The 10,389-nt window shown below is 40.4% G+C and carries 9 protein-coding genes; all 9 read left to right on the top strand.

What is annotated here, in order from left to right:
• Positions 1-5 precede the first annotated feature (5 nt).
• The 9 genes from C7460_RS18255 (at position 6) to C7460_RS18215 (ending at position 10,388) form a co-directional block, all read left to right on the top strand.
• The gene (locus C7460_RS18255; RefSeq protein ID WP_115869658.1) at positions 6-1,208 is read left to right on the top strand and encodes an efflux RND transporter periplasmic adaptor subunit; all 1,203 of its coding nucleotides are present in this window, start codon (positions 6-8) and stop codon (positions 1,206-1,208) included.
• A gap of 12 nt (positions 1,209-1,220) precedes the next feature.
• Complete coding sequence (locus C7460_RS18250) at positions 1,221-1,610, top strand: DUF3703 domain-containing protein (protein ID WP_115869575.1); 390 nt, start codon at positions 1,221-1,223, stop codon at positions 1,608-1,610.
• Positions 1,607-2,401 carry a cation transporter gene (locus C7460_RS18245; RefSeq protein WP_115869574.1) on the top strand — a complete coding sequence of 265 codons (795 nt, stop codon included), beginning with the start codon at positions 1,607-1,609 and terminating at the stop codon, positions 2,399-2,401. Before C7460_RS18250 ends, C7460_RS18245 begins: the two co-directional genes overlap by 4 nt.
• A gap of 2 nt (positions 2,402-2,403) precedes the next feature.
• Positions 2,404-3,291, top strand: a complete 888-nt coding sequence (locus C7460_RS18240; RefSeq protein WP_041935341.1) for a cation diffusion facilitator family transporter — start codon at positions 2,404-2,406, stop codon at positions 3,289-3,291.
• A gap of 45 nt (positions 3,292-3,336) precedes the next feature.
• The gene (locus C7460_RS18235; RefSeq protein WP_115869573.1) at positions 3,337-3,906 is read left to right on the top strand and encodes a helix-turn-helix domain-containing protein; all 570 of its coding nucleotides are present in this window, start codon (positions 3,337-3,339) and stop codon (positions 3,904-3,906) included.
• Positions 3,907-3,998: 92 nt separating this feature from the next.
• Positions 3,999-4,754, top strand: a complete 756-nt coding sequence (locus tag C7460_RS18230; protein ID WP_115869572.1) for a heavy-metal-associated domain-containing protein — start codon at positions 3,999-4,001, stop codon at positions 4,752-4,754.
• 56 nt (positions 4,755-4,810) lie between these two features.
• Positions 4,811-5,230, top strand: coding sequence for an HYC_CC_PP family protein (locus C7460_RS18225; RefSeq protein ID WP_147303019.1), 420 nt, complete (start codon positions 4,811-4,813; stop codon positions 5,228-5,230).
• Between the two features lie 104 nt (positions 5,231-5,334).
• On the top strand, positions 5,335-9,159 hold the full coding sequence (locus C7460_RS18220; RefSeq protein ID WP_115869570.1) for an efflux RND transporter permease subunit: 3,825 nt from the start codon (positions 5,335-5,337) through the stop codon (positions 9,157-9,159).
• Positions 9,156-10,388 carry a TolC family protein gene (locus tag C7460_RS18215; RefSeq protein WP_115869569.1) on the top strand — a complete coding sequence of 411 codons (1,233 nt, stop codon included), beginning with the start codon at positions 9,156-9,158 and terminating at the stop codon, positions 10,386-10,388. The genes C7460_RS18220 and C7460_RS18215 overlap by 4 nt, the downstream gene beginning before the upstream one ends.
• The last annotated feature ends 1 nt before the right edge of the window (position 10,389 follow it).

Raw genomic sequence — 10,389 nt, 5'->3', positions numbered from 1 at the left:
TAGACATGAAAAATCAAATCATATACACCTTGACCTTGATACTGATGGTATCGGTATTTACAGGTTGCGGAAACAAGTCTGCTAATAACACGGAAGAAACTTCCCATGAAAATAAAGAAGGACATGGTGAAGAATCAGTAGGTACTGTTCACTTGTCACAATTGAAGTTTAATAGCCTGGAGTTTAAAATTGACACGGTTCCATTAAAAGCACTTTCAGGCGTTATAGAGGCCAATGGGCAATTGGAAGTGCCACCTCAACATGAGGCAACTGTTACGGCCATACTTGGTGCAAACATCACTTCTATCAAGGTAATTGAGGGTGATAAAGTCAGTAAAGGACAAATCCTCGCTTACATCTCACACCCAAACTTGTCACAGCTTCAAAGCAATTACATCAAGGCATATAGTCGCCTACAGTATTTAGAAAAGGAAATGCAACGGCAGAAGCGACTGTATGAGGAAGAGGTTGGTTCTGGAAAAGCATACCAAGAAACCGTAGCTGAATATCAAGGCATGAAGGGAGAAGTGAAGGGGTATGAAGTGCAGTTAAGACAGCTTAGTTTGAATGAATCGAAAATTCAGACCGGAAAGATATACCAGCAGATTCCGGTTGTAAGTCCAATAGGTGGTTACATTGAAAAAGTAAAAGTTCAGATTGGTCAATTTGTAGATCCTCAGTCAGAGATGTTCATGATCGTCAATACGGATCACGTTCATGCCGACCTGATGGTGTTTGAAAAAGACATCTATAAGGTAAAGAAAGGTCAGCAAATTTCTTTCACTATAGAATCAGTACCAGATTCTCAACTTACAGCCGTGATTTATTCTGTCGGTAAAAAATTTGAACAAAACCCTAAGGCGGTACATATCCATGCCGAAATCAAAACCAAAGAAAATTTTCTTATACCGGGCATGTACATCAATGGTAAAATTCATACCGCAGGAAGGAAGGTATACGCACTTCCCTCAGAAGCCATTATAGAAGAAGAAGGCAAGCCTTACATTTTCATGGCGGAAGCTCATGAAGAAGATGGCGAAGCAGAATGGGAGTTTACCCCCATTGAAATTCGAACAGGTATTACCGATGAAGGATGGATAGAAATCAAGCTCCTGGAAGAGTTACCTGAAGGGGCTAAAGTCGCTTGGAATAATGCGTACTATCTCGTATCGGAAATGAAAAAGGGAGAAACAGAACATGAACATTAAATAACCTGAATCATGAAGTTTTACACTAGAATACCAGAAAGCCTTGCCCCATACTTCGATCAAGAATTAGTGGAATACAAAAGGTATTTCGATGCAGGGCAACTTCAATCGGCATGGCATCATTTAGAGCGGGCACACATTATCGGTCAGGCGTACCCATACCATCACAGTTATGTACACTGGAAAATGCTCTTGTTCGGAATCCATATTAAAAACACGAAAGAAGTGATTGGCCAGATTCCTCGACTATTGGTTGGAGGAGTTAAATCTTTTGTTGGTCATATTCCGGTGGGGAATACTGGAGGGGCTGATGTACCACCTCTAATGCTAATGGATATGCCTCATGAGATCAGAGAAATATTCAAAAAGGCAGGCGTGAAACCAATTAAACAGGAAGTATGAAAAAATCGACTTTCCACATCTCCAAAATGGATTGTCCCTCAGAAGAGCAGATGATTCGTATGAAGCTGGAACCTTATAAAGAGGTAAAGCAGCTTTCTTTTGACATTCCCAATCGTAAATTGGAGGTATATCACACGGGAGAAGTGGACAATATCTATCAGGCCCTCAGTGAACTCAAACTCAATGACCGGTTGGAAAATACGGAAGATGAAGTTGAGTTGCCACTGGCTTCTGACGATTCTCACCAGCGCAAAATATTGTGGTGGGTGCTGGGAATCAATTTCGGGTTCTTTGTGATAGAGATGACTACCGGCTGGATATCCCGCTCTATGGGTCTGGTGGCTGACTCGCTGGATATGCTGGCAGATTCCATCGTCTACGGCCTGAGCTTATTTGCTGTCGGTGCAGCTATTTCTCGTAAGAAGAAAGTAGCCAAAATCAGTGGCTATTTTCAGATGGGATTGGCTCTGTTAGGTTTTTCAGAAGTTTTGCGCAGGTTTTTCAGCGAAAGCGAAACACCGCTGTTTCAATGGATGATTATCATATCAGCATTAGCCCTTATTGGTAATCTGGTTTCACTCTGGCTGATCAATAAAGCTAAAAGCGAAGAAGCTCACATGCAAGCCAGCGCCATATTCACTTCCAATGACATTATCGTAAATGGTGGAGTGATGCTGGCGGGTATGCTGGTTTACTGGCTGGATAGTAAATGGCCGGATCTGGCCATCGGGGGAATTGTCTTTGCCTTAGTAATGAGGGGTGCGATCAGAATACTAAAACTTGCAAAATAATTATGGGACATAATCACAATCATTCACATAATCATTCAGAGGGCAATGTAAAAGTAGCCTTCTTTCTCAACCTTGCCTTTACAATCATTGAGATCATTGGTGGTCTCTATACCAATAGTTTGGCTATCCTGTCGGATGCACTGCATGATTTAGGAGATAGCCTCAGTTTAGGACTTTCGTGGTACTTTCAGAAGCTATCCAAGAAAGGTAGAACCAAGACATTCTCTTACGGGTACAAACGATTCTCATTGCTTGGTGCGATAATCAATTCGATTGTGTTAGTGGCAGGGTCAATATTCATCCTGACAAAAGCGATTCCTGAACTCTTTAATCCTGGGGAAACAAATGTTGAAGGCATGCTCTATCTATCGATTTTGGGAATAGTAGTAAATGGTGCAGCTGTTTTCAAACTCCGAAAAGGAGAATCTCTGAATGAAAAAGTAGTTTCACTACATCTTTTAGAAGATGTCTTGGGATGGGTGGCCGTTCTTATAGGTAGTGTCATTATGATGTATACAGATGCACCATTTATAGATCCGTTACTCTCAGTACTAATCTCGCTTTTTGTTTTGTACAATGTTTACAAAAACCTCAAAAAGAGCCTTTTAGTAATTCTTCAGGGCATTCCCGAGGAAATTTCCATTGACGACATTCGGCAAAAGCTCAAGAACATATCAAAAGTTACTGACATCCATGACTGCCACGCATGGTCGATGGACGGCCAGTACAACATTCTTACACTTCACCTTCGACTAGATAAAGACTACAAACTTTCAGAACAAGCTAAGCTCAAAGAGCAAGTAAGAACACAATTAAAAGATGAATCGATTAATCACATTACCATAGAGTTTGAAGCACAGGGTGAAAACTGTGAGTTGGAGGATTGTTGATCAAATCATTTGATAAGTGATGAAAAAATATCAGATTAAAACAAAATGAAGCTAAACACCCTCTACATAAAAAACATGGTTTGTCCTCGCTGTATTGACACAGTGAAGGACATTTTGGATAACCTGAATATAGAAACCTCCTCCATTGAACTCGGAGAAGTTCATACACCAAACAACATCACGAGTGATCAGAAATCACAGCTGGAGGAACTACTGGCAGCACGAGGCTTTGAGTTGCTTCAAGATCAAAAGTCGAAACTGATCGGACAGATCAAAGCGATCATTGTAGATCAAATTCATCACAACAAAGAAGCCTTAAATATCAATTTCTCTACCCTAATAGCTGATAAACTGCACCAGGAGTATTCTTCTCTCAGCAGGCTTTTCTCTTCTGTCGAAGGAGTCACTATTGAGCGGTTTATCCTTAAACAAAAAGTAGAGCGAGTGAAAGAGCTCATCTTTTACAATGAGCTAACGCTCTCAGAGATTGCTCATCAAATGGACTACAGCAGTGTAGCCCATCTATCCGCCCAATTCAAAAAAGAGACGGGCATGACCCCCACAGCTTTTAAGAAAATGAGAAATCCGGGACGGCAATCACTGGATCAGCTGTGATCAAAATCTCATAAGCCTTTTTCAAAATTGTGTAACAGCCACAAGCAGCTTACCGATCATCTTTGTATCGTGACAATTAATACGATAACAAGATGACCAAAGAATATACAATTACCGGAATGACTTGCACTGGCTGTTTGGCCAAAGTGAAGAGAACGATCAATGGAATCGAAGAGATACAAGAAGCCGCTATTCAACTGGAATACCCACAGGCAAAGATTATCTCCGATGAATCTTTAGACCTTGGAGAAATTAATCTGGCATTAAAAAAGGTAGGGAACTATGCCATTTCTGAAGAATATCAAGAGACCGTACAAGCTCCGCTCCCTAAGATCAAAAAACAAGAACCACTCGCTGAGAAGTCCATTACCACCTACAAACCACTGATCCTTATTGTAGGGTTCATTGCTGTGGTAACAGCTTTGAGCCAATACCCATTCAATGAATTTTCGGGGATGTTGTGGATGCGTCATTTTATGGCAGGGTTTTTCATTGTCTTTGCTTTTTTCAAGTTGCTAAACATACAGGGCTTTGCCAATTCATACAGTATGTATGACATTGTAGCTGCTAAATGGAAGACTTGGGGTTACATATACCCTTTTGTTGAGTTGGCTCTCGGACTTCTTTACCTAACTAATATTGCCCCATTAGTTACCAATTTGAGTACCTTCTTAATCTTAGGTATAAGTAGTATAGGGGTAATAAAAAGTAATTTGGATAAGAGAAAGATTAAATGCGCTTGTTTAGGGGATGTTTTCAACTTACCAATGAGCACAGTTACAATTGTTGAAGACCTTTCAATGATAGGCATGTCATTGATTATGCTTCTTCAAAACCGAATCTTGTAAACAAAAGTCAAAATTTTATAAAACATGCTTCTTTTAATTTCCTATTTTTGCTTTAGGTGAAAAGAATAATCTCCATATCGCTTGCTTTGCTCATGTTGTTTTCCAGCGTGGGTTTCTCTATGAACACACATTTTTGTGGTGGCGTAGCGGTTGAGACCTCTTTTTCAATCGGGCTTCATAATCCTGATTGCGGAATGTCCGACATGGATGGAGACTGCAAAAAAGAACCATCCTCAGAAGAACAGGTAAAACCTAAACCCTGTTGTGAAAATCAACATGAGGTACTTCAATTAGATGAGAATGCAAATCTTCAAGCCTTCTCAACTGAGGTTAACCCGACTTTCTTCGTTGCTTTTGTTCATTCGTTTGTTCAGCCGATTCTATTTGCTGATCAAGCTTTTGTTCATAACACTTATTACTCTCCTCCCATACCTGATAAGGATATTCAAGTCCTTTTTCAGACCTTTTTAATTTAAACCGCATAGTACAATTTGATGTTCCTGGTCTTGTGACTATGGAGCATAGTGGCATTTCCTGCCATTGAACAATTCTTTTCTGTTCAATCAAATTCAATTGTATTATGCTCAATAAAATCATAAAATATTTCTTAGAGAATAAGTTGGTCACTGTTCTCGTCCTTACAGGTTTTGTAGCCTGGGGAATTGTAACTGCTCCATTTGGATGGCAAGTGGGTGCATTGCCTTCTGATCCCGTTCCGGTAGATGCCATACCAGACATAGGAGAAAACCAACAAATCGTTTTTACCCAATGGGCTGGCCGTTCACCACAGGATATTGAAGATCAAATCTCTTATCCTTTAACTACCTATTTATTAGGTATCCCAGGAGTAAAATCTATCAGAAGTTCATCCATCTTCGGTTTTTCCAGTATTTATATCATCTTCTCCGAAGATGTAGAGTTCTATTGGTCACGTTCCAGAATACTCGAAAAACTCAACTCACTACCCTCTGGCTTACTCCCTGATGCCGTACAGCCTGCATTGGGCCCAGATGCCACCGCCTTAGGGCAGGTGTATTGGTACACCATTGAAGGAAGGGACAAAAACGGAAATCCAACTGGCGGTTGGGATTTGCACGAAATCCGCACAGTTCAGGACTTCTATGTGAAGTATGGTTTAAATGCAACAGAAGGCGTTTCAGAAGTTGCTTCCATTGGCGGTTTTATTCAGGAATACCAAATTGATGTAAATCCTGACGCTTTGAAAGCCTACAACATCCCCTTGCATAAAGTCATGCAGGCAGTACAAAAATCCAATAAGGATGTTGGTGCAAAGACCATAGAAATCAATCAGGCTGAATATTTAGTTCGTGGTTTAGGATATGTCAAGAAAGTAGAAGACATAGAAAAGGCAGTAGTTGCAGTACAAGACAATGTGCCTATAAGGATAAAAGACATTGGTGTAGTATCTCTTGGCCCCGCTACAAGACGAGGTATTTTGGACAAAGATGGTGCTGAAGTAGTAGGTGGCGTTGTAGTAGCTCGATATGGAGCGAATCCCTTGCAGGTCATCAACAATGTAAAAGCCAAAATTATTGAAATAGCACCCGGCCTTCCCAAGAAAACATTGGCTGACGGTAGAGAAAGCCAGCTTACAATTGTCCCGTTTTATGATCGCTCAGAATTGATCTATGAAACCTTAGGTACACTGGAAGAAGCCTTGTCGCTGGAAATTCTCATTACCATTCTGGTGGTGATTGTGATGGTATATAACCTAAGAGCTTCATTCCTTATTTCCAGCCTTTTGCCCATTGCCGTGCTCATGGTGTTTATTGCCATGCGATACTTTGGTGTCGATGCGAATATTGTAGCACTATCAGGAATAGCCATTGCCATCGGAACAATGGTGGACTTAGGTATTATTCTTTCTGAAAATATCATCAAGCATATTGATGAAGCCCCACCAAGCCAAAAACTAATTGATACCATTTACAATGGAGCATCAGAGGTGGCCACTGCGATATTAACGGCTGTCTCTACCACAATTGTGAGTTTTGTCCCTGTATTTACCATGCAGGCAGCAGAAGGCAAGCTGTTTGGTCCTCTGGCTTTTACAAAGACTTTTGCCCTTTTAGCTGCATTGATCGTTTCATTGCTGATTTTACCAACGCTGGCACATTGGTTTTTTGGATTCAATATCAAAAACAAGTTTTTAAGAAAGTATGGTCATTACGGCTTAGTACTTATTGGAATTATAAGCCTCTTTATTGGACAGGTTTGGACGGGAGTGTTACTAATTCTATTTGGAATCATCGGTATTGTAAAAAACATTGAACAGCTCAAAAATGCTTCACTTCCGACTGTAATAAAGTTCTTACTCAAGTATGCGGAATTAATCATTGTCCTGTTGGGAGTCATTTGGTTGCTGGCAAAATATTGGTTACCACTAGGTGCATCTAAATCCCTTCTCCTCAACTTTGTTTTTGTTGCCCTATTGGTCGGTGTTATACTCGGTGCGTTTAGGCTATTGGAATTTCAATACAAAAAAATCCTCACTTGGTGTTTAAATAACAAAATCAAGTTTTTGATTATCCCGACTATACTCATCCTATTAGGTGCAAATATTTGGCTTGGCTTCAATGCTGTTTTTGGTTTTGTCTCCAAGGGTTTTGAGAAGGTTGGATGGAATTTGGATCAGACCAAAGGATGGTCAGCCATGTCCCAAACCTTTCCAGGTATAGGAAAGGAATTTATGCCTTCTCTGGATGAAGGCAGCTTTCTGTTGATGCCAACCTCAATGCCTCATTCCGGAGTAACATTCAATCGAAAGATAGTAGGCCAGTTGGATATGCTACTAACCAGTATCCCCGAAGTAGAGCTAACGGTTGGTAAACTCGGACGGGTAGAATCAGCCCTTGACCCAGCCCCTATTTCGATGTACGAAAACATCATCAATTACAAGTCAGAATACATCCTAAACAAAAAAGGACATAGACAAAGGTTTAAGGTGGACAAAGACAATCGGTTCATTACTATTTCGGGAGATGCCCTTACTAACAAAGAAGGTTTGGAACAGGGCATAGAAGCGACTGCATTAATTGCAGATGATAATGGCGAGTATTACCGCAATTGGCGTGATCACATTCAATCTCCCGATGATATTTGGAATGAGATAGTAAAAGCCACCAAACTACCAGGTGTCACCTCAGCACCTAAGCTTCAACCGATTGAAACTCGGTTGGTCATGCTCCAAACAGGGATGCGAGCTCCTATGGGAATCAAGGTATATGGCCCTGACCTGAAAACAATAGAGAACTTTGGATTGCAGTTGGAGAATGTTCTAAAAGAAGTGCCTTCTGTAAAGGCAGAAGCAGTATTTGCGGATAGAATTGTAGGTAAGCCCTACATACACCTCAACATAAATAGGGATGAAATCTCGCGATACGGATTGAACATTGAGGATGTTCAACAGACCATAGAAACCGCAATTGGTGGAATGAAAATAACCTCTACTGTAGAAGGCCGTGAACGATTTCCTGTAAGGGTTCGCTATCCAAGAGAATTGAGGGATGACCCGGAAGCATTGGGTAAAATACTAATGCCGACACCCACAGGTGCTCAAATTCCATTATCTCAAATCATTGACTTTGAATATGTAAGGGGCCCACAAGCGATAAAAAGTGAAGAAACCTTTCTGGTTGGCTATGTACTGTTTGATAAACGTGATGGTTTCTCGGAAGTCACTGTGGTAAACGATGCTCAACGCACGATTCAGGATAAAATTGATTCAGGTGAACTGACCGTACCTGCTGGTGTGAGCTATAAGTTTTCAGGGAGTTATGAAAATCAGGTGAGGGCAGAAAAACGACTTTCTATCATTGTTCCTTTGGTATTAGGCATTGTATTTCTCATTCTTTATTTCCAGTTCCGTTCGGTATCCACTTCATTAATGGTATTTACAGGTATTGCAATGGCTTTTAGCGGTGGCTTTATCATGCTATGGCTCTATGGGCAAAGTTGGTTTGCAGACTTCTCAGTCTTCGGCACAAATTTTCGTGATTTATTCCAAATACACACCATTAATCTGAGTGTGGCCGTTTGGGTTGGGTTTATTGCCCTCTTTGGAATAGCAACTGACGATGGAGTATTGATGGCTACTTATCTGGATCAAAGCTTTGATAGAAATAAAACAGATAATATAAAAGGAATAAGAGCAGCAACAGTGGAAGCAGGACAGCGCAGAATAAAGCCAGCAGTAATGACAACTGCCACGACCATCATTGCTTTACTACCTATCCTCACTTCTACTGGTAGAGGTTCAGATATTATGATACCCATGGCATTGCCTGCTGTTGGTGGGATGCTATTTGCTGCCATCACTTATTTCATAGTTCCGGTGATTTACTGCTGGAGAGAAGAACGTAAAATTTCAAAAGGCCAATCATGAAAAAAATAATCATAATCATATTCACGGCATTTGGCTTTTCCACATTAACAAATGCTCAGTCGTTAGATGACTATTTCAAGTTAGCGGCAGAAAACAATCCGGGATTGCAGGCTAAATACAAATCCTTTGAAGCTGCTATGCAAAAAGTAACACAAGTTAGCAGTTTGCCAGACCCCAATCTTTCCTTCGGTTATTTCGTGTCTCCAGTGGAAACAAGAGTGGGGCCGCAACGAGCAAGGTTTTCTTTGACACAAATGTTTCCATGGTTCGGCACTTTAAAAGCCCAGGAAGATGCTGCTACTTTAATGGCAGAAGCAACATATCAAGAGTTTTTAGATGCCCGAAACAAATTGTACTACCAAGTATCAGCATCATATTATCCACTCTATGAGCTGCATAAGTTGATTTCCATTGAAGAAGAAAATCAACGCATCCTGTCCTCATACAAAGAGATAGCCACTATTCAATTTCAAAACGATAAAGGCTCAATGGTAGATGTATTGCGGGTGGATATTATGCTCAAAGATGCAACTAGTAATTTGTCTATACTGGAACAAAAGCAAAAACCTCTTGTAACTCGTTTTAATAAGCTTTTGAATCGGTCTGATGACGACAATATTGTTGTTCAGGACTCTTTATTCACTTTTAGTTTACCTGCAAACTATCGTAAAGACTCGTTACTCGCGTCCAATCCTATTCTTGATGAATTGGAGTTGAAAATTGAAGCAAGTAAAGCAAGTGAACAAGCCGCAATCAAGCAGGGTCTTCCAAAACTTGGTGTAGGCTTAGATTATGTAATCGTAGGTCAACGTACGGATGTGTCATTACCTGATAATGGTCAAGATGTATTTATGCCAATGGTGTCTGTGAGCCTTCCAATTTTCAGAGGAAAATATAAAGCAGCACAAAAAGAAGCTCAACTCATGCAAGAATCTTATTCCCTGCAAAGAGAAGAAGCTGCTAACAGGCTAATCAGTTCCTATGACATGATTTGGTTCGAGATCCAAAAACAGATTGAGTTGATACAGTTATACGAAGAACAAATACAGGAGTCTAGGCAATCATTAAACCTTTTATTCTCTGCTTACAGCACTTCGGGAAAAGACTTTGAAGAAGTACTTAGGATGCAACAACAAATATTAAAGTATCAAAAAATGAAAGCTACTGCCTTGTCGGAATACCACATCGCATTAGCAGAACTGGATTATATCACAGCTAAATCGAAATAAT

Origin of the sequence: Marinoscillum furvescens DSM 4134, assembly GCF_003386095.1 — a bacterium.
In the GTDB taxonomy this organism is placed as follows: domain Bacteria; phylum Bacteroidota; class Bacteroidia; order Cytophagales; family Cyclobacteriaceae; genus Marinoscillum; species Marinoscillum furvescens.
The sequence above is the reverse complement of the archived record's forward strand: the minus strand, read 5'-3'. Positions and strand labels throughout refer to the sequence as shown.

Coding starts and splice junctions, on each gene's coding strand:
- C7460_RS18245 (WP_115869574.1), top strand. CDS start 1,607: ATGAAAAAATCGACTTTCCACATCTCCAAAATGGATTGTCCCTCAGAA.
- C7460_RS18220 (WP_115869570.1), top strand. CDS start 5,335: ATGCTCAATAAAATCATAAAATATTTCTTAGAGAATAAGTTGGTCACT.
- C7460_RS18255 (WP_115869658.1), top strand. CDS start 6: ATGAAAAATCAAATCATATACACCTTGACCTTGATACTGATGGTATCG.
- C7460_RS18235 (WP_115869573.1), top strand. CDS start 3,337: ATGAAGCTAAACACCCTCTACATAAAAAACATGGTTTGTCCTCGCTGT.
- C7460_RS18215 (WP_115869569.1), top strand. CDS start 9,156: ATGAAAAAAATAATCATAATCATATTCACGGCATTTGGCTTTTCCACA.
- C7460_RS18250 (WP_115869575.1), top strand. CDS start 1,221: ATGAAGTTTTACACTAGAATACCAGAAAGCCTTGCCCCATACTTCGAT.
- C7460_RS18240 (WP_041935341.1), top strand. CDS start 2,404: ATGGGACATAATCACAATCATTCACATAATCATTCAGAGGGCAATGTA.
- C7460_RS18230 (WP_115869572.1), top strand. CDS start 3,999: ATGACCAAAGAATATACAATTACCGGAATGACTTGCACTGGCTGTTTG.